Below are 19,843 nucleotides of genomic sequence, written 5' to 3'. Positions count from 1 at the left end.
AACATTCGCCCGTCCGTGGCAAAAATGGAAAGGTAACATCAGCCCCGTCCTTCTACCTTAACGTTGTAAGGTTCCTCGCAGGCCCGATACGCACGGGACGTGCAGTCTCCAATAACAAAAGCAACGGGGTTTGACGGCAATGAAAACACGTAAGATTGGACTGGCAAATTATCTTGCCTACGGCTCAGGGGATTTCCTCGGAGCGGGAACCACGGCATTAACTGCCGCCTGGCTACTCTATTTTTATACCACCTTCTGTGGACTCACACCGATTGAAGCGACCTTCATTTTTGCCATGGCAAGGGTGCTGGATGCTGTCGTTAGCCCGTTGATGGGCTTCCTCACTGATAACTTCGGTTCAACCTGGCTTGGCAAGCGCTTTGGCCGCCGTAAGTTCTTTATTCTGCTCGGTATTCCGTTGGTCTTCAGCTACAGCTTTATGTGGGTTGGAGAGATGAGTTACTGGTATTACCTGGTGACGTACCTGATCTTTGACGTGGTTTACACCATGATTCTGGTGCCATACGAAACGCTGGTTCCAGAAATGACCGATGACTTCAAACAGAAAACCAAGTTCTCGGGTGCGCGTATTTCTATGGCGCAACTCTCGGCGATTCTCGCCGCATTCCTGCCGGGCATTTTGTTAAATCACTTCGGTAAAGACAACGCGGTTTCCTTCTTCTATTCAAGCCTGGTGTTCGCCACGTTATGCGCCATCGTGCTGACCTTTGTCTGGTTCTTTACCTGGGAGCGTCCGCGTTCCGAATGGACTGAAGCGGCATTGCGTGCAGAAGAAGAGAAGAAAACGCTGACCTTCGCTCAGAGCATGAAACGCCTGAACGTTGAGCTGACTTCAACACTCCGCGTGAAGATTTTCCGCCAGCATCTGGGTATGTACCTGGGAGGCTATATTGCGCAGGACGTGTTCAACGCCGTGTTTACCTATTATGTGGTGTTTGTTCTGATGCAAAGCGCGAGCATGGCATCGAGCCTGCTTGGCACTATGGCGATTCTGCAATTTATTGCGGTGATCGGCATGATTCCACTGTGTATTAAATACGGCCCGGCACCATCTTATCGTATGGTCGTTGTACTGTTTGGCCTCAGTTCGGTCTCCTATGCGGTGCTTTATTACGCGGGTTTGAGCGATGTATTCTCGCTGCTGATGCTGGTTTCAGCCGTCGCGGGTCTGGGTCGTGGGGGCATCAACTATGTGCCGTGGAATACCTACACCTATATTGCTGACGTAGATGAAGTGATTACCGGGCAGCGCCGCGAAGGTATCTTTGCCGGGATCATGACGCTGACACGTAAAGCGTCGCAGGCGGGAGCGGTGATGCTAGTCGGTATCGTGATGCAGCTTTCTGGTTTCGTTTCCGGCCAGACCACGCAACCGCCAGCGGTCAGCCACACCATTTTGATGATTTTAAGTTTCGGTACGGTTGCGGTGCTGGCCTGCGGTTTCCTGGTTTCCCTGCGCTTTAAACTCAATTTGCAAACGCACAGTGTCTTGCGTGAAGAGACCGCGAAGATGCGCGAGGCAGGGCGTCCGGTTCCTGAAGCGACCACACCAGAAGCTCGCGCGACGGTCGAAATGCTGGCGGGTATGCCGTACGACACACTGTGGGGCAACAACAATATTGGTTATCTCAATCGTAATAAGCCGGCCGCCCCATCGTTAAAAGAGGCGGCTGCAATGAATTCGAATACATCACAGAGGTTAAGCTAATGATTATTTATCCCGTCAAACACAGCCCTTTACTGTGCCAGCCGGAGCATTTTATTGCCCGGGATGAACTGAAATCCCTGATCCACAAGGTGACGGACAACCTGATTAATATTAAGGATGAAACGGGGCAATTTTTGCTGCGACTGGATGACGGACGAGTCATTGATACCAAAGGTTGGGCGGGCTGGGAGTGGACGCACGGCGTCGGTTTGTACGGTATGTATCAGTATTATCGCCAGACCGGCGATAAGAAGATGTGTGAGATTATTGATAGCTGGTTTGCCGATCGTTTTGCCGAAGGGGCAACCACCAAAAACGTGAATACCATGGCGCCGTTCCTGACGCTGGCTTATCGTTTTGAGGAAACGCGCGACCCATCGTATTTGCCTTGGCTTGAAAGCTGGGCGGAGTGGGCGATGTACGAAATGCCACGCACCGAACACGGTGGCATGCAGCATGTGACGCTTGCCGAAGAAAATCATCAGCAAATGTGGGATGACACGTTGATGATGACGGTGTTGCCGCTGGCGAAAATCGGCAAACTATTGAATCGCCCGGAATATGTAGAGGAAGCAACGTATCAGTTCCTGCTTCATGTACAAAACCTGATGGACAGAGAAACCGGGCTGTGGTTCCACGGCTGGAATTATGAAGGCAATCATAACTTTGCGCAGGCGCGTTGGGCGCGTGGTAACAGCTGGTTGACGATCGTTATTCCTGATTTCCTTGAGCTGGTGGATTTACCCGAAAACAATGCGGTGCGCCGTTACCTGGTCCAGGTGCTGGAAAGCCAGGTCGCTGCGCTGGCGAAATGTCAGGATGACAGCGGTTTGTGGCACACTTTGCTGGACGATCCCCATTCTTATCTCGAAGCGTCGGCCACCGCCGGTTTTGCTTACGGGATACTGAAAGGCATTCGTAAACGCTATATCGGCAAGCAATACGCCGAAGTGGCTGAGAAGGCGATGAAAGGGATTGTGAAAAATATCTCGCCTGAGGGCGAGCTGCTGCAAGTTTCGTTTGGGACTGGAATGGGCAGTAATCTCGACTTCTATCGCCAGATCCCGCTGACGTCGATGCCGTACGGTCAGGCGATGGCAATTCTGTGCCTGGGTGAGTATTTACGTATTTATCTCTAAGCACATTTTCATCACAAAAGGCCTGTCTAATCAGACAGGCCTCTTTTTTCTGAATGGTTCCCCAAAAATAAGAAATTAAATAAGGAGTATTCAGCGGCACAATTCATTATGCTCCGCGCTGTTGCTTGTCCCCCACCAGGATCACCTTTTGTCCATTTCTCCTTTTGCTCGTATTGCCGCCAATAGTTTGGTGGAAGCGGGAGCCGTTATTGGCGCCAATGTCACCATTGGCCCATTTTGTGTTATTTCCGCAGGTGTCGTGATAGGCGAGGGGTCGATTATTGGCTCTCACTCAGTGATCACCGGCCTGACAACCCTGGGTTGTGACAATAATTTTGGTTCGTATTCATCTATTGGTGAAGTGAATCAGGATCTTAAATATGCCGGTGAACCGACGACATTAGTCATTGGCGATCGCAACCATTTCGGCCACCACGCTACGGTTCATCGCGGCACGATTCAGGGTTCCGGCGTGACTCTGATGGGTAACGACAACCGGATTAGTAATGGCGTGCATATTGGACACGATTGCGTCGTGGGAGATCACACGCAGATTGGCGATAACAGCGGCCTGGCCGGGCACGTGGAGCTGGATGATGATGCGCAAATTGGTTATATGTGCGCGATTCATCAGTTTTGCATGCTGGGGAATGGGGTGAAGATCCTCGACCAATCCGGAGTCGTTCAGGATGTGCCACCGTTTGTGATGGCGGGTGGGAACCACGCGCAGCCGCTGGGCGTGAACGTGGAATCCCGGGCGTTTCTGGCACTCAATCAGGAACAGCAGGATTTGGTTCATACGCTTTATGAGCGTTTTTACCATCAGGCGCTGTCGATCGATGAAGTGAAAAGGTCTTTAAAAGTGATGGAAAGCGATTTTCCGGTGATTGGCTTTTTTGACCGCTTTTTTGCGCGGTCGGCACGGGGCATCGTACGTTAAACAAATTAAAAAAGGCTCGCCATTTACGGCGAGCCTTTTGTTCATGAAAGCCAAAAATTACATACGTTCTACGGTTTCAATCCCCAGCGTATCCAGACCCAGTTTCAGCGTTTTCGCCGTTAACAGAGCCAGTTTCAGGCGGCTGTTACGCGCTTCAGTGCTGTCAGCGGCCAGAATCGGGCAATGCTCGTAGAAGCCTGAGAACAGACCCGCTACGTCGTACAGATAAGTACACATCACATGTGGCGTACCGTCACGCGCAACCACGTTCAGCGTTTCTTCAAATTGCATCAGGCGAGCCGCGAGCTGCGCTTCGCGATCTTCGGTAATCACCACAGGCGCTTTCAGCAACTCGGCTTCATCAATATTGGCTTTACGGAACACTGACAGCACACGGGTATAAGCATATTGCATATACGGTGCCGTGTTGCCTTCAAAGGCCAGCATGTTGTCCCAGTCGAAGATGTAGTCAGTGGTACGGTTCTTGGACAGATCCGCGTATTTCACCGCGCCAATACCGACGGCGTTTGCCAGCGCTTCTAACTCATCAGCAGGCATGTCCGGGTTCTTCTCTGTAACCAGACGACGAGCGCGTTCAAGGGCTTCATCCAGCAGGTCAGTCAGTTTTACGGTCCCGCCAGAACGGGTTTTGAATGGCTTACCGTCTTTGCCCAACATCATGCCGAACATGTGGTGCTCTAATGGCACAGAATCTGGCACATAACCGGCTTTACGCACGATAGTCCAGGCTTGCATCAGATGCTGGTGCTGGCGGGAATCGATGAAGTACAGCACGCGGTCAGCATGCAGGGTTTCAAAGCGATATTTCGCACAAGCGATATCGGTGGTGGTGTACAGGTAGCCGCCATCCTTTTTCTGGATGATAACGCCCATCGGCTCACCGTCTTTATTCTTGTATTCGTCGAGGAATACTACCGTAGCACCTTCGCTTTCAACCGCCAGACCTTTTGCTTTCAGGTCAGCCACAATACCCGGAAGCATTGGGTTATAGAGGCTTTCACCCATCACGTCGTTACGGGTTAATGTGACGTTCAGACGCTTATAGGTGATTTGGTTTTGCGTCATGGTCACATCGACCAGTTTGCGCCACATGTTGCGGCAGTATTCGTCGCCGCCTTGCAGTTTCACCACGTATGCGCGAGCACGCTCGGCAAATTCTGCATCTTCGTCATAATGTTTCTTCGCCGCGCGGTAGAACTCTTCGAGGTCAGCCAGCGCCATTTCACCTGCGTTTTCCTGTTGCTGTTTTTCAAGATACGCAATCAGCATCCCGAACTGCGTGCCCCAGTCACCGACGTGGTTGGCGCGGATAACTTTATGGCCAAGGAATTCGAGGGTGCGAACAGCGGCATCACCAATGATGGTTGAGCGCACATGCCCGACGTGCATTTCTTTCGCAACGTTTGGCGCGGAGTAATCCACTACCACTGTTTTCGGTTCGGAAACGGTGACACCGACGCGATCGGAGGCGACAGCTTCATCGACACTCTTCGCCAGAAACGCCGCGTCGAGGAAAATGTTGATAAAACCAGGACCGGCGATTTCGACTTTGCTGGCAATTCCGGTCAAATCCAGATTAGCAATCACCAACTCGGCGACTTGTCGTGGTGGCTTGCCCAGTGATTTCGCAACTGACATCACGCCATTGGCCTGATAGTCGCCGAACTGAACTTTTGCTGACTGACGAACCTGTGGTTCGCAATCCGCAGGAGCACCTGCGGCAATCAGTGCCTGACTGACTTTATCTGAGAGAAGTGCCTGAATATTCACCGGGATACCTTACATTTTGCTTAAGACTGCTGTGACTGATACAGCAGCCGTATCGTTGGGGATAAAATTAGGGCGTAAGTATAACTGTTTTTAATCTCCGGAGTCAGCAAAAGCCGTGGTCGCCCGGCCCTGTACTAACCTTAACGGTATAGTGATTAACCATTCAGAGCGTTCGCGGCTCCATGGGTGTTGGTGATGCTGGCCGAAAAAGGTAGATTACGCGCATTCGTGATTTCGAGGATAAGGTGATGGCCAACTGGCAGACAATTGCAGAACTGAGTGATATTTCAGAGGATCTCCCGCGTTTTATACAAGCGTTAACCCAACTGGCTGCACGTCTGGATCTCGAGATTGCCCCGCTCGACGCCGATCATATTTCCCTGCGCTGCCACCAGAATACGACGGCTGAACGCTGGCGTGCGGGTTTAGAAAAGTGCGGTACGTTGCTTTCAGAAAATATTATTAACGATCGCCCCATCTGCCTGTTCAAACTCGACGAACCGGTACGCGTTGCGCACTGGGAATTTAGCGTGGTGGAACTGCCGTGGCCGGGTGAAAAACGTTACCCGCACGAAGGCTGGGAGCATGTAGAAATTGTCTTGCCGGGTGAGACTGAAACGCTGAACGCGCGGGCGCTGGACTTAATGTCTGACGCGGGATTGCGCCAGACGGGAATTTCAGTGAAAACCAGTTCGCCAAAAGGCGAACGTGAGCGCCTGCCAAATCCAACGCTCGCCGTCACCGACGGCAAAGTGACGATCAAATTCCATCCCTGGAGTATTGAAGAGATTGTCGCCAGTGAGTTATCTGATTGATTTTACAGCGTTTTTCATCCGTTTAATCGCTTCTTCAAGCGTTGCGGATGTGCAGCCAAAGTTAATCCGCACGAATTTTTTCTCGCCAAAATCTGCCCCTGGCGAGAAACCCAGGCCCGCTTTCTGGAAGAACAGAGTCGGGTTTTCTACGGGCAAAGCGGTGGCATCGACCCAGCCCAGATACGTCGCTTGCGGCGAAACCGTCGTCAGGCCAGGCATCTCGTTCACCGCGCTGACCAGACGGTCGCGATTGCGGCGCAAATACGGCAGTAACTCTTGCAGCCACGGCTCGCCGTCACGCCAGGCCGCGGTGGCCGCCGTCAGGGCGAGCACATCGACGCTCGGCACAATTCCATCACGCACTGTGTTAAAACGTTTGCGCAATTCCGGGTCGGGAATAATCGCCAGTGAGGCGCCAAGCCCGGCGATGTTAAACGTTTTAGACGGTGAAAGCAGGGTGACGGATCGTTGCTCGGCATCGGCGCTGAGAGTGGCGAAGGGAATATGTTTCGCGCCCGGATCGAGCAGTAAATCGCAGTGGATTTCATCTGAACAAACAATCAGGTCATGGCGTTGCGCGAAAGCCAACTGTTGCTCTAATTCTTCCCGGGAGTAAATCGTGCCACCAGGATTTTGCGGATTGCAGAGCATCAGTAATTTTTCTTTGCCGGTGCACTGAGATTCAAGGGCGTCTAAATCCATTACCCAGCGGCTTTTCTCAAGGCGCAGAGGGGCATTGACTTGCGGGCGTTGGGCAAAAGCGGATGATTTTCGGAAAGGGGGATAAATCGGGCTGGGAGCAATCGTGGTTTCATCGGCTGCGGTAAATGCGCGAACGCTTAAATTCAACCCGGCGACAACACCTGGTAAAAAGACAATCCATTCAGGTTTGATTTGCCACTGGTAACGGCTGGCCATTCGCTCAACGACAACATCGACTAACTCCTGGGGCCGGGCACCGTAGCCAAAAACGCCGTGTTCGACACGCTGATGAAGGGCATCGAGAATACAAGGCGGGGAGCGAAAATCCATATCGGCGACCCACATTGGCAAAACATCATGACCAAATTTATTCCACTTCGAACTGTCGCTGTGACGGCGGTCGATGCCATCATCAAAATTGAATGCCATCATTGATTACCTTTTTTGTGACTGTCGTTTGAGATTATCATTCTGGACCGTTGGCACAACCGCCAGGCTAAAGATTTTTAAGGAGTAATCAATGCCTTTGCTTGAGATATGTTGTTATGGAATAGACTGTGCAGTTACTGCGCAACAAGCCGGAGCGGATAGAATCGAATTATGTGCAGCGCCGAAAGAGGGCGGATTAACCCCTTCAGCGGGCGTACTGCGTAAAGTTAAAGAGCGGGTTTCGATTCCTGTGCATCCGATTATTCGCCCGCGGGGCGGTGATTTTTGTTACACCGATGCTGAATTCGACACCATGCTGGAAGATATCGCTTTCGTGCGTGAACTCGGATATCCGGGTCTGGTCATCGGCATGTTAGATGGTGAAGGTCATATCGATATGCCGCGTATGAAACGGGTGATGGAGCAGGCGCAGGGAATGGCGGTAACGTTCCATCGGGCGTTCGATATGTGTCACAACCCGCATCAGGCGCTGGAGCAATTAACCGATTTAGGCGTGGCGCGTATCCTGACTTCTGGGCAACAACAGAATGCAGAGACAGGACTTTCATTACTTAGGGAACTAAAACAACATTCCCGTGCTCCAATCATTATGGCGGGTGCAGGAGTCAGGCTGAGCAACTTGAAAAAGTTCGTCGAAGCGGGTATTGACGAGATGCACAGCTCCGCAGGGCAGTCAGTGCCTTCACTGATGCGATACCGCAAGGCTGGCGTGTCAATGAGTGCGGATGCCGAAGCCGATGAGTTTAACCGTTACTGCGTTGATGGCGATGTAGTAGCAGCAATGAAAACGGTGTTAGTTGCCAGCCACTGAGCAACCCGACACTTAGATTTTTGCCCGCGCATCATGTCGCCCATGTGATGCTGCTCGTACCAGGCCCCGATGTTTTATCGGGGCTTTTTTTATGGCGATATTTATTAAAAACTTAACATGTTAGTTAATGAATTAAACGTGTTAGGCTCCCTCTAAATGACGGAGGGCAACATGAGTACCAAAGACAAAGAACTCTATGATGAGATGTGTAGGGTTGTTGGAAAGGTTGTGCTTGAAATGCGTGACTTAGGCCAGGAACCGAAACACGTTGTGATTGCAGGTGTGGTCAGAGCAATGTCTGCCAATAGCAAAATTCAACGTTCGCCGCTGACAAGTGCAGCGATGAGCGAAGTGATTCGTGCACTCGGGTTCGCCTCAAAATAATTAAGGCCACAAAATGTGGCCTTTCTGACTCTTACGGCTTACGTGCTACCAACACAGCACGTAGCGGGGCAGGGTAGCCTTCGACGGTTTTGCGTGGATCATTCGGGTCGAGGAAATCGGCCAATGATTCCGTCGTCAACCAGCTTGTGCGGCGCTGCTCTTCGCTTGTGGTATAGCAATGATCCACAATTCTCACATCAACGAAGCCGCACTTTTCCAGCCAGTTTTTCAACGCTAACGCCGACGGAATGTAATACACATTGCGCATTTGCGCATAACGGTCACCCGGCACCAGCACAGTATTTTCGTCGCCTTCGACAACCAACGTTTCCAGTACCAGTTCGCCATCTTTCACCAGTTGGTTTTTCAACTGATAAAGATGATCAAGCGGAGAACGGCGGTGGTAGAGCACGCCCATCGAGAACACCGTATCAAAGATATTCAGCTCAGGAAGTTGCTCAATGCCCAGCGGCAAAACATGCGCACGTTGGTCGTTACCCAGCAGTTTACGCACGGCTTCAAACTGGCAAACAAACAACTGCATCGGGTCGATACCCACCGCCAGATGCGCACCCGCACCAATCATGCGCCAAAGGTGATAACCGCTACCGCAGCCAACATCCAGAATGGTACGCCCGGCGAGCGGGGAAATATGCGGCAGAACGCGGTCCCATTTCAGGTCAGAACGCCATTCCGTGTCGATATCCACACCGTAGAGCGAATACGGCCCTTTACGCCAGGGCATCAGGTTGCGCAGCAGTTTTTCGATGCCCAGGCGTTGACCTTCGCTCAGTGGGGCTTCTGATTCCGCCGTCACGCTATGCAATAAATCCAGACGATACGGCGCAAGTTCAGGCAGGTATTCAACGGTGTTGTACCAATGTTTAAACTGGCCGTGCAGATTCTCGCGCTGCCAGGTGGCAATTTGCGCAGGAAGCGTTTCCAGCCAAGGAGCCAGCGGGCTTTTAGCGATAAGCTGATAAAAATTACCAAAGTCGATCATGCAGACGTTCCTGATTTCAGTGCAACCAAAGAGCCAAAGTTAAAGCACTGGAACCATAATTCTGCGTGGTCAAATCCGGCTTGTTTGAGGCGTTGTTTATGAGTTTCGACGGAGTCGGTGAGCATGACGTTTTCCAGCATGCTGCGTTTTTGGCTGATTTCCAGCTCGCTATAACCGTTCGCGCGTTTAAAATCGTGGTGCATATTGAACAGCAGATCACCGACTTCACCATCTTCAAAGCTGAATTTCTCAGACAGCACTAGCGCGCCACCCGGATTCAGGCCTTGATAGATTTTTTCCAGCAGCAGTTTACGGTCGTCTGGTTCAAGGAATTGCAGGGTAAAGTTCAGCACTACCATTGACGCATTTTCGATAACGATATCGCGGATATCACCTTCGATAACGTCCACCGGCGTTTGCGCTTTAAACGCGTCGAGATGACGACGGCAGCGTTCAACCATAGCCGGTGAGTTGTCTACCGCGATAATTTTGCAGTTGTCATGATGAATGTTGCGACGCACCGACAAGGTTGCCGCGCCAAGGGAACAGCCGAGATCATAGACCTGGCTACCCGGTGCCACAAAGCGCTCCGCCAGCATGCCAATCATCGAAATAATGTTGGAATAGCCGGGCACCGAACGTTGAATCATATCGGGGAAAACTTCTGCTACACGTTCATCAAAAGTCCAGTCACCTAATTTGGCAATGGGGGCGGAAAACAGCGTATCGCGGTCAGACATAATGTTAAATCCGGAAATTCGAAATTTCGAAAGGGGCATATTTTGCGTTAATGCAGCGAGAAAACCAACTCCCATGGCATATACCACAGGTTAGCCAACACCATCAGCAGCAAAGAACACCAGGTGGCACTCATGCCAGAACGACGCCAGGCTATTAAACGATGATGAAAACCATAAGCATGCATCAGGCGCCCGGCAATCAGCATAAGCCCGCAAATATGCACCATCCAGGTTTCGGCACCGTTCATTTCCATCAGCAATAAAAGTAGCAATGCCACCGGGATATATTCCACGGCATTACCATGAATTCGAATCGCGCTCTGAAGTTCGCTAAAACCGCCATCGCCATATGAGACGCGGTACTGCAAACGCATACGAACAACATCAAACGAGAACTTAATCAGCAACAAAGCACCCAAAACGGCATAGAGCGCGCTTACCATACTCACATCCTATAGAGATAGTTCCAGCACGCCTATGATAGCAGCGCGAACCATATGCTGTCGCTACCCCTAAAATAGGGAGTTTTGTTTTGGAATTGCCGGTTCGTTACCCAGTTCAGGGAAGGCGTGTTGCAGCCCTGGCCATAATGTATGAACCAGGTCCTGCACCAGCCCGATATCTGGCGTGTGTAAAAAGAGGTATGGCGTGGTGGTCTGTTCCCACTTTGGCAAGGTTTTAATCCAGGCGTTAAAGAACGTCAGATTCTGCTCCATATCGTTGCTGCCGATGAATCGCACCATGGGATTTTTGGCCGTCACGAGTGCGTGAACCGGAACTATAGGCTTTTTGCGTTGCGCTTCACGAATGGCTTCATTGTGAGGCTTTGCACTGTGAACCGGGCGACTATCAAGAATGACTCGGTTTACACCACGTTCATGCAGGCCACGATTAAGCGCTTGCTCATCAGCACTTTTATCGAAGAAAGAAGGGTGGCGAACTTCAACGCCATAGGTGAAATCTTTTGGCAACGAATCGAGGAAATTCCACAACGCGGTTAAGTCAGAAGGCCCGAAGGTAGCCGGAAGCTGCAACCAGTATTGCCCGATGCGATTGGCCAGGGGCGACATGCGGTCGAGAAATTCCGCCGTTAAATCTCCACACTGGCGCAAGGCTGCATTGTGGGAAATCGTCGCCGGAAATTTAAAGCAGAAGCGGAAATCATCGGAGGTCATCTCGCGCCAGCGCGACACAATCTCTGCTTTAGGTAGTGCATAAAGCGTGGTGTTGCCTTCCACACAATTAACATGTCGGGTAACCGTATTTAACTTACTGATTTTAATGATGCTCTCATGCTGTTGTGTGGGCTATGGGGCATCTGTGGGGCAAAATCGGAAAGCTTCTGATTAAGCATTGCGATCTGCTCTGCGCTGCTGTCAGCCATCCATGCCCCGTACACATTGAAAACCATCTGTGCGCTTGCATGTCCCATTTGATTGGCAATGAAGCTCGGGTTTGCTCCAGCAGACAAAGACCAGCACGCATAAGTATGCCGTGACTGGTACGCCTTCCTGTGCCTGATACCTGCGCGTTTCAACGCCGCGTCCCATGAGTCGCCTACCGAATCAACCTTATAGATAAACCCAACCTGCTTACACCGTCTGACAAACTGTGGGTTAAAGACAAATGTACAGTCATGGCGCTCCGTTCGGCCATACTCACGGAGCTGGACGTCGATGGGATGCTGCTTACCTAGCCTTGTCATTTCTGCCTGATTTTTCAGTATGCTGATTGCTGGCTGGATAAGGTGCACAACCCGGTTGGTGCTTGCTTCTGTTTTCGGTAGTGTGAGTTCACCAAGTTTTGTATAATTGCGCCTGATGGTAATTGTTCCCGCTTTAAGATCGATATCCTCCCAGGCCAGGGAGACCAACTCCCCGTGACGTATTCCTGTGTACACTGCTAATGACCACAGGTTTTTCGTCTGCTGATGCCGGCATGCATCTATCAGGCGGATAAATTCATCACGAGTTAGCGGATCTGGTTCTACCCTGGCTTTTTTTAGCGGTTTAATTCCATCAAATGGGTTCGCAGCTAAGTAGCCGTGATCAGCAGCAAACTGAAACATTCCGGCAATTGTTGTCATGTAATAATTCACAGTAACAACACTTCGTCCCTTGGCCGGGGATTTCATTTTCAATCGTGTTTGATGACCGGTCAGCAAATCTTTCCTGATGTACAGTAATTCCTCTTTAGTCACTGAGGTTACCAGTCTATCTCCCCCGATCCTTGGCACTACATTCCTTGCGACCGACTCATAGCGATTGAGCGCGTTCGAACATATTTCCATCTTTTTCAGATCCAGCCACTTTTCTTCAAGCTCTTTCACTGTAATTTCTTTTTTACCTACCCCAAAAATCTTGAGGTTAGGTGAGTCAGGAAACTGTACTGCGTAGTCAAAGGTTCCCGTTCGGATGGCAAAACATACTGATGTCCGCAGTTCCCCGGCGATCTTCCTGTTCTTAGCGGTGTCAGGGACACCAAGGTTTTCCCTGACACGCTTACCTTTATAGCTAAACCAGATGCGCAATGTGCCACCGTGATTTTCAACGCCTGTCGGATATGTGAATTTATCCATTGATTCCTCCAGACGCCCAAGAGCGATATGAGATTACCTTTTTCATGGCATCAAATCACTCTGGTTGTTTATTTTTGAGTGAAGCAACCCATGCGTCTACAGCCTTACGGTTGTACATGCACTCGCTGGATGGCTTCGGATTTCCGTCCGGTGAGACGTGAATATATTCTCGCCCAACCATCCAGCACTCTTTCCTGGCCCGGAGGATGGTTCCGGGCTTTAACCCGGTAACAGCGATAAGAACACTTTCGCAAACCCACTCGTTAGGGGCCAATTGAATTATATTGCTCATTTCCACCTCACACCGCGCCAATTGCTTTGTGCACAACTCGATAACCCCGTTTCCGGGGCTTCCTCTTCGGTTCAATCTTCGACGCTGCTACCTTCGGAGCTGGTGGCATTGGCACACTGACGCCATTCCGCATATCCCGCCTGGCGTTCATCTTCCAAACCAGCTGTTTTGTATGGTCGCATCCGTCGTCAATCTGGACGCTGGCTTTCACCAGCGTGTCGTTAAGGTCAGCATGCTCAGGCATAATTATCCTCTGACTTGCTGAGTGCTTCCTGCAAACGTTCTTCTGCAATAGCCCGAGCGACCAGACGTAATGAGGCTAAATCCGCTTTTGTTACCTGCTTTCTCAGAAGGGAAAGAAGCTCTTCATCTTCAAATCGAGCGCGCATAACGTTCATTTCTTTCTCTTCTCTGCGAAGAACAGACAGACGTTCGCAAATTCGGCTGCGCATCCAGAACCAACCTTTGTGGGCTGCTGTTGCCCGATGATGCCAGTCGCTGTCGCTGCTTTTATTGCTGTTCAAATCATCTTTAAGCCTATCAAGAGTTCTGTTCGTGATAGCCAGCGCCTTAAGGTGGTCCGCAATCCCATTCAAACCTTCCAGATTGATACGCCCGTTTTCCAGTTGAAGATTGCTCATCGTGCTGCCTCCCTTACCGCTACCCGGTACGCCCGCAGTACATCGCGAGATTTTCCGGTGATAATCGACTTCATAAAGAACATTCCACTACGCTTTACAACTATTCCTAGCGTCAAGAACAGGGCGACATCAACCACTCGGTTGTGTTTGCGAAACTCCAATACAGTGCTGGTGATTGTTACCGATGAGATAACTTCGCCTTGATGATGATCAATCCGCATTCAGCACCTCCGCGCACAGTTCAAAGGCGTTATCGTGAAGTGGCATAATCACCAGGAATGGATTGCCATAAAGATGATTGGTCACTGGATCGAGAATCAGCTGACATGGTGCATCTTTGCCATATGGCTTGAACTTCACTGGACCGAACCCACTGGTAAACATCATTTGTGGCAATGCAAGAAGTCGGGACGTAAACATCGGAAGCTCTTCCACTGGCTCTGGTGATGCAGGCAGCAATTTTTCAAAATCAGGGTAGCGACATTCAACTTTGGTCAGCTCACAGCTCCCCACGGCTTGATCGTATTCGTCTACGTGAATAGCCATCCAGCCATCGTTGTAAAGATGAATCAGGGTTCCTTCCGCGCTGGCAGGTATATCGCCTTTGAACAAGAACACCGCATCAATATCTGTGTCTGCGCCATGTTCCATACGCACGGCTGCCCGTCCATCAGTAGCAAAGATGTGGGTCGGGGTGATGTATACCCCTTGCAGGTAAGTGCGCTCTTCTTTTTCATCGGCCACGCAGCAAAGAGCGGCGCGGAGAATATCAGTTGGCATCAGCATTATTTTGTCTCCGGCGTATAAATGGCTTTATCGTGGCTAAACTCGCCGTTCCAGGTCGTTTTCATCGGTAAAGCACCTTTGAGATACAACTGGTAAATGCGATGGGTGCCTTTCTGCAGCAGCACTATTTTCTTTTTGGTGAACGGTTCTTTGCCGACGTCTTTAATCTGCACGTCCTGCTCAGTCAGATATTTGTCCCTGGCATACGATTTAACACGCCAGCGTGGTTCCTTTTCGGGATCTGACTGTTCGTTGTAAATCCAGCCACGCTGATATGCCCACCAGGTGATTTTGCTGGTGTTAACACCATTGAGCGCTTTGCCGAACGCCGGCAGAGTCATTCCTTTGGTAAAGTGCTTCTCCAGATTCTCAACCGTCACGTTCAGGGTTTTATTTTCGAGTGCGGTAGCTTCAGCGCGCTCTTCTGCCTCGATCACCATCAGTGCGAGTTCTTTTCGGCTGATTGTGGTCTGCGTTACTGGCGCATTAATCGCCTCGCGCTGGGTAAAGTAGAAATCCACTAGGTCTTCGTGATAGCCCCATGCCTGATCGGTTTCCAGCATCTTTGCGTGGTTCGCAGCTCCGCGTTCCGTCCACAACATAAGAGATCGGGTTTTGCTGGAAATTTGCAGGTAACTAAAAGTCACTCGCAAACTTGCCAACTCTTCGCCGGTAACTTTGAAGAAGTGTTTTCCTTCCACAAAGCGATCGGCGTTGCGTGAATAGTTCATTTTGATGTTGGCGGCATCAGTGCCATAGCCCGCCGCCATCTGCTCAGTGGTCACCACACGCTGACCGCGATACTCGATCACATGCAAGTCACGAGCTGCCACCGGCGCAAGTTCAGTTTTCATTGCCATGCCTTCCCCTTAAAACGGCTTCGTTTTCATGAACTCGCGGTACTGTTCGGTCAGGGCGTCGTGCTTGTCCTGCCACTGCTGGATCTCACGTTTCCTTGCCTGAAGGCGACGAATACGGCGAATGCAGCGGGCATGAGCAGATAGGTAAACTTCAGTTGGCTGGCCGAGCTGGTGGACGATCACGCCATCGCGCTGTACTGGCATATCAGGGTGATGGGTCCTGATACCAATCAGGCGGAAAACATGAGTAGTCATGTAATGCGCCAGGTTATTCAGCGCGGCGCTACGGCTCAGACAGCGCTTGCGGTATCCGTGACGTGTCACGATATACACCGGGCGGAGAGGGCGGCTGAATGCTGCATCGATACCTGATTTAACTTTGCTCGTAGTCATCATTTTCTGTCCTTCAGTTTCGAATACCGTTCGTGTGACATCACTTCCCAGTTCTGGCCGCCATCTTTTGAGAGAAGTCGCCAGCGCCTGTTAACTTTCAGGCTCAGATTCCCTGAGCCGTGCATACGGCAGGGATTCACCCGCCGTTTTCTGTACCTGCTGAGTGTGTTAACCGCCTGGGTATGCACCCACTCGGGAACGCGGATTGCTGTAAGCGCCATTATTTGTCGCTCCCGTTCAGGTGATTCTTTTTCGCGTAATCGACAACTTCCTGTAATAAGCCATCAATTATTAATTTTCCGGAATCGGTCAGGTATTCGGTATCACGGTTAATTTCAATGGAATTTTCATAGCTTGATTTAATAACGCCTTCACCGTCCTTTCTTCCATATTCGCCATAAACCAATAACTCGAAACGTAGCAATAATTGATTCATGAAATTTTCAGTGACTTCTACGGTTTCGATTTTTCCATCTGGTAAGTTAACCATCAGGAGATTGCCACCTGTTTTACGATGAAGCCTATTTAACGCTGCATTAAGAATTCTTTTTCTGTTGCGTTCAATCATGTTTCTCATGATGAATATCCATATGCTTTTTTTAGATAGATGTGAGCAACAACCTCTTGCCCATTCGCCATGTAAAGCAATGCTGTTTTATATGCTGTGAGGTCTTTAATGAATGTCATGATCACACCTTAACCAATACGATGTATCTGAAGGTAAGCTGTTACCATTCCGATAATATTCATCTGCTTTTTAATTTCCTCGCTCGCTGCCCATGTTTCATAAAACTTATTATCAGAAATTATTAGTAATTTATTTTTTACCGTCTGAAGGCGTTTAATAAAATGCTGGCCGCCTAATTCATATAAATAGACCGCATCCCACAAGTTACCCTCATGTTTTTTTACGAGACATTGCTCTCCGGCCTCAATGGTGCCAGACATGGAATCATCAGGCATGTTGATAATAAATTGCTGCTCAGTGCCGTAAGGCTGGAAATTAAATGGGATAATTGCAACTTGGCAGGTTTCTAATTTTTTACTAAGTTTCATGTCGGCGGTAATATTCATTTTTATTTCCTCTGGCTGAGTTTGACCCCAGCCGTTAGGCTGTCAATTAAGTCGGAATTTGATTAATTGCTTTTTGAGTGTTCAATCCATGAATTCAAACTTGCTTTAAGTCTCGGGCGAGCATCAATAATAGCTTTTGCTTCATCGCAAGCTTCTTCGTATGTTTTGAAGAAATCTACGAGTACAAAGTATTCATCAATTCGTTTGTAAATAAGAAAAAGAAGTTCAGGAAATAAACTGGTAATGAACTCAATATTCGCATCACCTTGATGGGGTTGGGCTGCCATCATATAAGAATGGCTCTTGCCGGAATTTTTAATTTCCATCTTCAACTTGTCATGAATATCAAATTGCGGAAGGCCTTTGTCTTGTCCTGGCAATAGCTTGCTGCGTTCTTGGTGAGTCATCTCATTGGCTCCGTTGTTTGCCGATGAGTGAACTATACCCCTGGGTAACACGTTTAATCAATACCCAGGGGTAATAAAACATTATAAATTATTTAACCGATTGATAATTAATGATATTAATTTATTTTATCAGACTTTTCAGAAGGAATAGGTTAACAATGGGTATAAAAAAACCCGGAAAACCGGGTTTTATAAAAGCGAAGAGTTTACACTTAGAGCAGCCGCATCTTTGTTTCGATAGCTACGCCGATAATCCGGCAGTTACCATTGATAGGCGTCATTGGCCATTGTGGATTAAGCCCTTTCAAGTATCTGTGGCTACCATCGATCACGAGTTTCTTAAACGTCGCCTCGTTATGATCATCCAGTTTTGCGATTACCAGATTGCCGTTTGCCGCCTCTCTGCCGGTATCAAACAACACGAACGTTCCTTCCGGAATGCTTAGCCCCATCGGCGCGGTCATTGAATCGCCTTCGACCTCCAGCCAAAACGCATCACCCTGAATATGGGCGTCAGACTCAAGCCACAGATCAATATCTTTCAGGGTGTAGGGCTCGCAAGCCTCTGCCCAAGCACCAGCTTGAACCTTACTTAGTACGGGATATTTATTGCCGGGTGTGTATGCCTTTGGGTTTGATACATTTCCATGCGCTTGGTCATGCACTATGCCATCCATCCAACCACGTGGAAGACCGAACGCCTTTTCAATAATTTCCATCATATCGTCGGCGATTCTCTTTCTCCCCGCCTTTTCTTCAGGCCATAGCATCCGAGAAACGTAGGAAGGTTCACGCTCGATTTTTCTTGCGAGCTCAGAAGCGTTACCACTGCAGTAATCATCCCGTAATTGGATGAGCCGTAAACGGCGTTTTTCATATTTGTCCATGTTTTTCATTCTATCAGTTGTTACCTGTTGGTAAATAACCTGTGGGTATTGATTATCCTGTTACCTGCGGGTAATATCAATCCTGTTAATTTAAACAGAGGTATAGCATGGAAACCTTAAAGCTATTCATGGCAGGGCTTTCTCCGAATGAAAAAAAAGCCTTCGCGGAGCGTTGTGGCACAACCATTAACTATCTACGAAAGGTGATGAGCACTGGTTCAGTGATTGGTCCAGAGATATGTGTGCAACTTGAGATTCATAGTGGCGGTGTTGTTACACGAAAATCTCTGCATCCTGAGACCTGGGAACGTATTTGGCCGGAATTGAAGTGCTCAGTCACTGCTGCGACTAACTAACAGGAGTAATGGCTATGGCCCGAATCAGAACCATTAAACCTGAATTTTTCTTACATGATGAACTATTCGAACTGGAACAGGAGACGGGATTGCCTGTCCGTTTAGCTTTCATCGGGCTATGGACTCAGTGTGACAGAGAAGGGAGATTCAAATGGCGTCCATTACGCCTTAAGGCCGCGATACTTCCTTATGATTCCGTTGATATGTCACGCGTACTTAACGCGTTAAACACGCGTGGCTTTCTCGTTAAATACGCGAATGAAACGGGTGAATATGGCGTGATTCCTTCGTTCAAAAACCACCAGGTAATTAACAACAAGGAGTCAAAATCAGATCTTCCGGCTGTTTCAGACTGTGAAATTGTTAAATCCAGCAATGGCGCGGACTCTGGCGCGACGTTCACGCGTGGCGAACGCGACGACCACGCGAACCAAGGGGAAAGGAAGGAAGGGAAGGGAAAGGAAAGGAAGGAACTAAACACTTTGTCCGATTCGAATCGGACTGGCGACGATGTTTTTTCAGAACCAGAAAATATGCCTGCGCAGGTTGCGTGTGAGGGTCCGGAAGAAGCCGATGACGGAGGTGATAAGTCAGATCCAGTCGATACGGTTTTCGAAGATATTTTCTGGATTGCAGGCTTACGCAAAGACGCAAAGGTTAAAGCCCGTTCGGCATTTCGGGCTAAATACCGGGAATGGAAAAAACTTAAGCACGGTACACCGGAAGAGTTCGCATCGATTCTGGCTGCCGATATCCGTGAACGAGTGCAGGCAAATGAACTGGGCGTGGATAAGCTTCTCCCGACTTCGTATCTCAACGGTGAGCGCTGGAACGACGAAAGAATCGCTCCAAAGGCAACGGTCACGTCATCGCAATCTGCACCACAGGGATCTACCTGGTGCACCCCTGCAACTGATGGTTCAGCTGAAGTATTCATAAACACAGCGGCACTGTCACGAGCACATAACGGTGGTTATCGCTCATGAAACCATTCCTCAAGCGTTTGCTGGTGTCCGGATATAACCACGGCATTGTGCGTGAGGAGTTCGTGACATGGTGTTTTTT

Annotated in this window: 26 protein-coding genes; 8 read left to right on the top strand and 18 right to left on the bottom strand. The window is 49.6% G+C overall.

The window, feature by feature from the left end; genetic code table 11:
* Window positions 1-139: 139 nt before the first annotated feature.
* From AC0IWZ_RS12020 to lpxA, 3 genes are all read left to right on the top strand, one after another.
* A complete protein-coding gene (locus AC0IWZ_RS12020) occupies window positions 140-1,729 on the top strand; it encodes an MFS transporter (protein ID WP_259266896.1) in 1,590 nt (529 codons plus the stop codon).
* Entirely contained in the window at window positions 1,729-2,868 is a 1,140-nt protein-coding gene (gene bglB, locus AC0IWZ_RS12015) for a beta-galactosidase BglB (protein ID WP_471677229.1), read from the top strand. Before AC0IWZ_RS12020 ends, bglB begins: the two co-directional genes overlap by 1 nt.
* Before the next feature lie 148 nt (window positions 2,869-3,016).
* A complete protein-coding gene (lpxA, locus tag AC0IWZ_RS12010; protein ID WP_471677230.1) occupies window positions 3,017-3,808 on the top strand; it encodes an acyl-ACP--UDP-N-acetylglucosamine O-acyltransferase in 792 nt (263 codons plus the stop codon).
* 57 nt (window positions 3,809-3,865) lie between these two features.
* Here the strand turns inward: lpxA and argS are convergent, their stop codons facing one another.
* Entirely contained in the window at window positions 3,866-5,599 is a 1,734-nt protein-coding gene (gene argS / locus AC0IWZ_RS12005; RefSeq protein WP_471677231.1) for an arginine--tRNA ligase, read from the bottom strand.
* A 248-nt stretch (window positions 5,600-5,847) separates the two neighbouring features.
* Here argS and AC0IWZ_RS12000 point away from each other — a divergent pair, with 248 nt between their 5' ends.
* Window positions 5,848-6,414 (top strand): VOC family protein, encoded by a 567-nt coding sequence (locus tag AC0IWZ_RS12000; RefSeq protein WP_471677232.1) that lies wholly within the window; start codon window positions 5,848-5,850, stop codon window positions 6,412-6,414.
* On the opposite strand, the gene AC0IWZ_RS11995 is transcribed toward AC0IWZ_RS12000, so the two are convergent.
* On the bottom strand, window positions 6,403-7,545 hold the full coding sequence (locus AC0IWZ_RS11995) for a MalY/PatB family protein (protein ID WP_471679053.1): 1,143 nt from the start codon (window positions 7,543-7,545) through the stop codon (window positions 6,403-6,405). The genes AC0IWZ_RS12000 and AC0IWZ_RS11995 overlap by 12 nt on opposite strands.
* 91 nt (window positions 7,546-7,636) lie before the next feature.
* On the opposite strand from AC0IWZ_RS11995, the gene cutC reads away from it, so the two are divergent.
* The gene (gene cutC / locus AC0IWZ_RS11990) at window positions 7,637-8,377 is read left to right on the top strand and encodes a copper homeostasis protein CutC (RefSeq protein ID WP_471677233.1); all 741 of its coding nucleotides are present in this window, start codon (window positions 7,637-7,639) and stop codon (window positions 8,375-8,377) included.
* Window positions 8,378-8,548: 171 nt separating this feature from the next.
* Complete coding sequence (gene fumD, locus AC0IWZ_RS11985; protein ID WP_172893881.1) at window positions 8,549-8,761, top strand: fumarate hydratase FumD; 213 nt, start codon at window positions 8,549-8,551, stop codon at window positions 8,759-8,761.
* Window positions 8,762-8,792: 31 nt separating this feature from the next.
* Here the strand turns inward: fumD and cmoB are convergent, their stop codons facing one another.
* The 16 genes from cmoB to AC0IWZ_RS11905 all read right to left on the bottom strand — a co-directional run bounded on the left by cmoB (window position 8,793) and on the right by AC0IWZ_RS11905 (window position 18,422).
* Window positions 8,793-9,764, bottom strand: a complete 972-nt coding sequence (cmoB, locus tag AC0IWZ_RS11980) for a tRNA 5-methoxyuridine(34)/uridine 5-oxyacetic acid(34) synthase CmoB (protein ID WP_034496023.1) — start codon at window positions 9,762-9,764, stop codon at window positions 8,793-8,795.
* A complete protein-coding gene (gene cmoA, locus AC0IWZ_RS11975; RefSeq protein ID WP_034496021.1) occupies window positions 9,761-10,504 on the bottom strand; it encodes a carboxy-S-adenosyl-L-methionine synthase CmoA in 744 nt (247 codons plus the stop codon). Before cmoA ends, cmoB begins: the two co-directional genes overlap by 4 nt.
* A 47-nt stretch (window positions 10,505-10,551) precedes the next feature.
* On the bottom strand, window positions 10,552-10,947 hold the full coding sequence (locus tag AC0IWZ_RS11970) for an MAPEG family protein (protein WP_034496020.1): 396 nt from the start codon (window positions 10,945-10,947) through the stop codon (window positions 10,552-10,554).
* A 69-nt stretch (window positions 10,948-11,016) separates the two neighbouring features.
* Window positions 11,017-11,790, bottom strand: coding sequence for a DUF72 domain-containing protein (locus AC0IWZ_RS11965; protein ID WP_471679055.1), 774 nt, complete (start codon window positions 11,788-11,790; stop codon window positions 11,017-11,019).
* Window positions 11,769-13,082: a tyrosine-type recombinase/integrase gene (locus AC0IWZ_RS11960; RefSeq protein ID WP_471677234.1), complete on the bottom strand. Its 1,314-nt coding sequence runs from the start codon at window positions 13,080-13,082 to the stop codon at window positions 11,769-11,771. The genes AC0IWZ_RS11965 and AC0IWZ_RS11960 overlap by 22 nt, the downstream gene beginning before the upstream one ends.
* Before the next feature lie 55 nt (window positions 13,083-13,137).
* Complete coding sequence (locus AC0IWZ_RS11955) at window positions 13,138-13,374, bottom strand: excisionase family protein (RefSeq protein ID WP_471677235.1); 237 nt, start codon at window positions 13,372-13,374, stop codon at window positions 13,138-13,140.
* Window positions 13,375-13,610: 236 nt separating this feature from the next.
* Window positions 13,611-14,015 carry a hypothetical protein gene (locus AC0IWZ_RS11950; RefSeq protein WP_471677236.1) on the bottom strand — a complete coding sequence of 135 codons (405 nt, stop codon included), beginning with the start codon at window positions 14,013-14,015 and terminating at the stop codon, window positions 13,611-13,613.
* Entirely contained in the window at window positions 14,012-14,236 is a 225-nt protein-coding gene (locus AC0IWZ_RS11945; protein ID WP_471677237.1) for a hypothetical protein, read from the bottom strand. Before AC0IWZ_RS11945 ends, AC0IWZ_RS11950 begins: the two co-directional genes overlap by 4 nt.
* Window positions 14,226-14,801 carry a hypothetical protein gene (locus AC0IWZ_RS11940; protein ID WP_471677238.1) on the bottom strand — a complete coding sequence of 192 codons (576 nt, stop codon included), beginning with the start codon at window positions 14,799-14,801 and terminating at the stop codon, window positions 14,226-14,228. Before AC0IWZ_RS11940 ends, AC0IWZ_RS11945 begins: the two co-directional genes overlap by 11 nt.
* The gene (locus AC0IWZ_RS11935) at window positions 14,801-15,661 is read right to left on the bottom strand and encodes an ORF6N domain-containing protein (RefSeq protein WP_471677239.1); all 861 of its coding nucleotides are present in this window, start codon (window positions 15,659-15,661) and stop codon (window positions 14,801-14,803) included. Before AC0IWZ_RS11935 ends, AC0IWZ_RS11940 begins: the two co-directional genes overlap by 1 nt.
* Window positions 15,662-15,670: 9 nt before the next feature.
* Window positions 15,671-16,057: a hypothetical protein gene (locus AC0IWZ_RS11930; RefSeq protein ID WP_471677240.1), complete on the bottom strand. Its 387-nt coding sequence runs from the start codon at window positions 16,055-16,057 to the stop codon at window positions 15,671-15,673.
* Window positions 16,054-16,275 carry a ParE family toxin-like protein gene (locus AC0IWZ_RS11925; RefSeq protein WP_471677241.1) on the bottom strand — a complete coding sequence of 74 codons (222 nt, stop codon included), beginning with the start codon at window positions 16,273-16,275 and terminating at the stop codon, window positions 16,054-16,056. The genes AC0IWZ_RS11930 and AC0IWZ_RS11925 overlap by 4 nt, the downstream gene beginning before the upstream one ends.
* Window positions 16,275-16,631: a hypothetical protein gene (locus AC0IWZ_RS11920; protein WP_471680503.1), complete on the bottom strand. Its 357-nt coding sequence runs from the start codon at window positions 16,629-16,631 to the stop codon at window positions 16,275-16,277. Before AC0IWZ_RS11920 ends, AC0IWZ_RS11925 begins: the two co-directional genes overlap by 1 nt.
* 119 nt (window positions 16,632-16,750) lie before the next feature.
* Window positions 16,751-17,128, bottom strand: coding sequence for a S24 family peptidase (locus AC0IWZ_RS11915; RefSeq protein ID WP_471677243.1), 378 nt, complete (start codon window positions 17,126-17,128; stop codon window positions 16,751-16,753).
* 62 nt (window positions 17,129-17,190) lie between these two features.
* Window positions 17,191-17,535 (bottom strand): hypothetical protein, encoded by a 345-nt coding sequence (locus AC0IWZ_RS11910; RefSeq protein WP_471677244.1) that lies wholly within the window; start codon window positions 17,533-17,535, stop codon window positions 17,191-17,193.
* A gap of 212 nt (window positions 17,536-17,747) precedes the next feature.
* Window positions 17,748-18,422, bottom strand: coding sequence for a LexA family protein (locus AC0IWZ_RS11905; protein WP_471679056.1), 675 nt, complete (start codon window positions 18,420-18,422; stop codon window positions 17,748-17,750).
* Between the two features lie 107 nt (window positions 18,423-18,529).
* Here AC0IWZ_RS11905 and AC0IWZ_RS11900 point away from each other — a divergent pair, with 107 nt between their 5' ends.
* The gene (locus AC0IWZ_RS11900; protein ID WP_471677245.1) at window positions 18,530-18,778 is read left to right on the top strand and encodes a Cro/Cl family transcriptional regulator; all 249 of its coding nucleotides are present in this window, start codon (window positions 18,530-18,532) and stop codon (window positions 18,776-18,778) included.
* A gap of 14 nt (window positions 18,779-18,792) precedes the next feature.
* Window positions 18,793-19,764, top strand: a complete 972-nt coding sequence (locus AC0IWZ_RS11895; RefSeq protein WP_471677246.1) for a hypothetical protein — start codon at window positions 18,793-18,795, stop codon at window positions 19,762-19,764.
* Window positions 19,765-19,843 lie beyond the last annotated feature (79 nt).

The sequence above is a fragment of the Buttiauxella sp. AC142 genome, assembly GCF_979253435.1.
This window is presented reverse-complemented; position numbering and strand designations above follow the sequence as displayed.

Excerpts from the sequence above, each read along its gene's own strand:
- AC0IWZ_RS12020 (WP_259266896.1), top strand. The coding sequence starts at position 140 with ATGAAAACACGTAAGATTGGACTGGCAAATTATCTTGCCTACGGCTCA.
- bglB (WP_471677229.1), top strand. The coding sequence starts at position 1,729 with ATGATTATTTATCCCGTCAAACACAGCCCTTTACTGTGCCAGCCGGAG.
- AC0IWZ_RS12000 (WP_471677232.1), top strand. The coding sequence starts at position 5,848 with ATGGCCAACTGGCAGACAATTGCAGAACTGAGTGATATTTCAGAGGAT.
- AC0IWZ_RS11995 (WP_471679053.1), bottom strand. The coding sequence starts at position 7,545 with ATGGCATTCAATTTTGATGATGGCATCGACCGCCGTCACAGCGACAGT.
- cutC (WP_471677233.1), top strand. The coding sequence starts at position 7,637 with ATGCCTTTGCTTGAGATATGTTGTTATGGAATAGACTGTGCAGTTACT.
- fumD (WP_172893881.1), top strand. The coding sequence starts at position 8,549 with ATGAGTACCAAAGACAAAGAACTCTATGATGAGATGTGTAGGGTTGTT.
- cmoB (WP_034496023.1), bottom strand. The coding sequence starts at position 9,764 with ATGATCGACTTTGGTAATTTTTATCAGCTTATCGCTAAAAGCCCGCTG.
- cmoA (WP_034496021.1), bottom strand. The coding sequence starts at position 10,504 with ATGTCTGACCGCGATACGCTGTTTTCCGCCCCCATTGCCAAATTAGGT.
- AC0IWZ_RS11970 (WP_034496020.1), bottom strand. The coding sequence starts at position 10,947 with ATGGTAAGCGCGCTCTATGCCGTTTTGGGTGCTTTGTTGCTGATTAAG.
- AC0IWZ_RS11960 (WP_471677234.1), bottom strand. The coding sequence starts at position 13,082 with ATGGATAAATTCACATATCCGACAGGCGTTGAAAATCACGGTGGCACA.
- AC0IWZ_RS11955 (WP_471677235.1), bottom strand. The coding sequence starts at position 13,374 with ATGAGCAATATAATTCAATTGGCCCCTAACGAGTGGGTTTGCGAAAGT.
- AC0IWZ_RS11950 (WP_471677236.1), bottom strand. The coding sequence starts at position 14,015 with ATGAGCAATCTTCAACTGGAAAACGGGCGTATCAATCTGGAAGGTTTG.
- AC0IWZ_RS11945 (WP_471677237.1), bottom strand. The coding sequence starts at position 14,236 with ATGCGGATTGATCATCATCAAGGCGAAGTTATCTCATCGGTAACAATC.
- AC0IWZ_RS11940 (WP_471677238.1), bottom strand. The coding sequence starts at position 14,801 with ATGCTGATGCCAACTGATATTCTCCGCGCCGCTCTTTGCTGCGTGGCC.
- AC0IWZ_RS11935 (WP_471677239.1), bottom strand. The coding sequence starts at position 15,661 with ATGGCAATGAAAACTGAACTTGCGCCGGTGGCAGCTCGTGACTTGCAT.
- AC0IWZ_RS11930 (WP_471677240.1), bottom strand. The coding sequence starts at position 16,057 with ATGATGACTACGAGCAAAGTTAAATCAGGTATCGATGCAGCATTCAGC.
- AC0IWZ_RS11925 (WP_471677241.1), bottom strand. The coding sequence starts at position 16,275 with ATGGCGCTTACAGCAATCCGCGTTCCCGAGTGGGTGCATACCCAGGCG.
- AC0IWZ_RS11920 (WP_471680503.1), bottom strand. The coding sequence starts at position 16,631 with ATGAGAAACATGATTGAACGCAACAGAAAAAGAATTCTTAATGCAGCG.
- AC0IWZ_RS11915 (WP_471677243.1), bottom strand. The coding sequence starts at position 17,128 with ATGAATATTACCGCCGACATGAAACTTAGTAAAAAATTAGAAACCTGC.
- AC0IWZ_RS11910 (WP_471677244.1), bottom strand. The coding sequence starts at position 17,535 with ATGACTCACCAAGAACGCAGCAAGCTATTGCCAGGACAAGACAAAGGC.
- AC0IWZ_RS11905 (WP_471679056.1), bottom strand. The coding sequence starts at position 18,422 with ATGGACAAATATGAAAAACGCCGTTTACGGCTCATCCAATTACGGGAT.
- AC0IWZ_RS11900 (WP_471677245.1), top strand. The coding sequence starts at position 18,530 with ATGGAAACCTTAAAGCTATTCATGGCAGGGCTTTCTCCGAATGAAAAA.
- AC0IWZ_RS11895 (WP_471677246.1), top strand. The coding sequence starts at position 18,793 with ATGGCCCGAATCAGAACCATTAAACCTGAATTTTTCTTACATGATGAA.